This is a genomic window from Rhizobium laguerreae, assembly GCF_002008165.1.
Taxonomy (GTDB): domain Bacteria; phylum Pseudomonadota; class Alphaproteobacteria; order Rhizobiales; family Rhizobiaceae; genus Rhizobium; species Rhizobium laguerreae.
In genome coordinates this window covers 1-2,434 of record NZ_MRDM01000005.1, presented here as the reverse complement: position 1 = coordinate 2,434, position 2,434 = coordinate 1, and the positions used below count along the sequence as shown (strand labels likewise).

General features: G+C 59.0%; 2 protein-coding genes. One reads left to right on the top strand and one right to left on the bottom strand.

Features of this window, described 5'->3' with window-relative positions; translation table 11 throughout:
• Positions 1 to 28 precede the first annotated feature (28 nt).
• On the top strand, positions 29 to 1,453 hold the full coding sequence (locus BS630_RS04345) for an ISNCY family transposase (protein WP_077976435.1): 1,425 nt from the start codon (positions 29 to 31) through the stop codon (positions 1,451 to 1,453).
• 6 nt (positions 1,454 to 1,459) lie between these two features.
• Here the strand turns inward: BS630_RS04345 and BS630_RS04340 are convergent, their stop codons facing one another.
• Complete coding sequence (locus tag BS630_RS04340) at positions 1,460 to 2,197, bottom strand: hypothetical protein (RefSeq protein WP_077976436.1); 738 nt, start codon at positions 2,195 to 2,197, stop codon at positions 1,460 to 1,462.
• Between the last annotated feature and the right edge of the window lie 237 nt (positions 2,198 to 2,434).

Genomic DNA, 2,434 nt, shown 5'->3' with positions numbered 1-2,434 from the left:
GTCAAGACCATGAGCGGTCGGAGTCGTCATGTCCTTTATGATCACCATGTCGCAGAAAGAGTTGCATCGCCTCGAAGTCATCCAGAAGATCCGTGACCTACGCCTGAGCGTTGTCCAGGCTGCCGAACTGCTCGGGCTCAGTCGAAGTCAGGTCCATCGGTTGCTGCAGGCCTATGACCGGGATGGTCCAGCCGGCCTCGTTTCCAAGAAACGATCGCAGCCGAGCAACCGGCGCCACAGCGAGGAGTTTCGCAATGCAGCGCTGGATCTGATCCGCGAGCACTATCTGGATTTCGGCCCGACGCTGGCTCGCGAGAAGCTGATCGAGCTGCACCGGATCTCTGTTGCTAAGGAGACGCTGCGGCAATGGATGACCGAGGCCGGCATCTGGATCCCGCGTCGCGAGCGCAAGAAACGGGTTTTCCAGCCACGCGGCCGGCGCGACTGCTTTGGCGAACTGGTGCAGATCGATGGTTCGCATCACTGGTGGTTCGAGAACCGCGGCCCCAAATGCGCCCTGCTCGTCTATATCGATGACGCCACCGGCAAGCTGCTGCATCTTCGCTTTGCCGGATCGGAGAACACGTTCGACTATCTGCATGCGACGAAAGCCTATCTGCAGCAATGGGGCAAACCGCTGGCTTTCTATAGCGACAAGCATGGTGTTTTTCGTTCGACCCATGCGTCGGAGAAGGACCGGACGAGCGGCCTGACGCAGTTCGGTCGAGCGCTTTATGAGCTGAACATCGACATCATCTGCGCCAACACTCCGCAAGCCAAGGGTCGCGTAGAACGCGCCAACCAGACATTGCAGGATCGGCTGGTGAAGGAGATGCGGCTTCGCGGCATCGATACGATCGAAGCTGCCAATGCCTATGCGCCTGAGTTCATTGCGGATTTCAATTCGCGGTTCGGCAAGCAACCGCGCAATCCGAAGGACATGCACCGACCGCTGGCCGACCATGAGAATCTCGATGGCGCCATGTGCCGGAAGGAAGTCCGCACACTGTCGCAGTCGCTGACGCTCCGTTACGACAAGGTCTTGTTCATTCTCGATCCGACCGAGATTTCCAGGCCATTGGCGGGTAAGAAGGTCGTTGTCTGCGACTACCCGGACGGCCGCCTCGAGATCATGCACGAGAGCTTCACCCTGCCCTACAGAACCTTCGATACATTGCGGTCGGTCCACCGGGCAGAGGTTGTCGAGAACAAGCGTCTCGACGACATGCTTTCCATCGTCGCCGAGCTGCAGGCTGGGCGGGAACAGCAACGCAGCAAGAGCGGCCCTCGCCGCACCGGCCAGACGGATCATATGTTCGGTATTCCCGATGGCAGCCAGGGCAATGGTTATCAGAAGCGTGGCCGCAAGCCTGGCCGGCGGACGGACTTCATGAATGATCCGGAGGTGATTGCCAAAAGGCAGAAGGCGTTGATGAGGCAGCCAGCGGAATGAAGTTCGTCAGTGCACGCCGATGTCGCTTTGCGTATCCGATTCCAACTGCAGGCAGGCTGCCCAAAGTCGCGTCTTGTGGAAGGATCCGTCCTGGAGAAGCGTGAGCCCCTCTCGTGCCTCATAGAGCAAGCCGAGCCAGCATAAGCGTCGAAAGACGCCGTACTGGAGATCGGATTTCAACTCCCAGGCTTCCAGGGTTATTTCGGTGTCCGACAGAGGCGCCAGGTCTGGATAGAGGATCTTCACAACCTCCATTGGTGTGCAACCTTCTCTGGCCTTGATATTGAGAAGATTGAGGAACAGGCGCCACCAGCGTAACCGCGCCCGCACCTCCTCTTCACGATCGGTTTCGTGGACATACGAGTAGAGATAATCCGTGGCGATCAGATCGAAGAAGGCTTGCGGGTTCACCAGAAACTCCCGGCCGCGTCTGGTTGGCAGCAGCACATCCTTTTTCCGGCGAAGAAGCTTCAGGTGGCGGGTCATGTCGCGCACGACCCAAAGCGGCGGCATGTCGCTTTCATTGAGCACCTTGTTCATGCTGTAGAGGTCCTCGGCTGTGAACCCTGGCCAGAGGAAGTGCACAGCGGCCCAATGCACGAACTTGCGGTTCATGGCGCCGGTCGCCGTCAATCCTATGCCACCCTCACCGTCAGCATAGGCAACCGAAAGAAGCATGCCTCGAAGAAGTGGTGACAGCGCGGCGACGTCAATGTCCCCCTGCAGCTTGATTTCCGGAAGCATCGTGCGGCTTTGATCCCTACCCTGCACCATGCAGGTGCGGGCAAGTATCAACCCGCGACGGAACAATTGCTACTGAGAAAGCTAAAGCCGAAGGGGAGCGTCATCACCCGCCCCCGCTCCTCCCTCTCAACCCGGACTAGCCGGTCGGATCGGGGGCTGATCGTCGGAGCAAGCCGGACGCCAATGTCGCGTTTCTAACTGGCCGGCACCGTCGCAGCCCTATTCAGCTTTGACAAT

Bases quoted from the DNA above. Each gene is read 5' to 3' on its own strand.
- BS630_RS04340 (WP_077976436.1), bottom strand. From the start codon at position 2,197: ATGCTTCCGGAAATCAAGCTGCAGGGGGACATTGACGTCGCCGCGCTG.
- BS630_RS04345 (WP_077976435.1), top strand. From the start codon at position 29: ATGTCCTTTATGATCACCATGTCGCAGAAAGAGTTGCATCGCCTCGAA.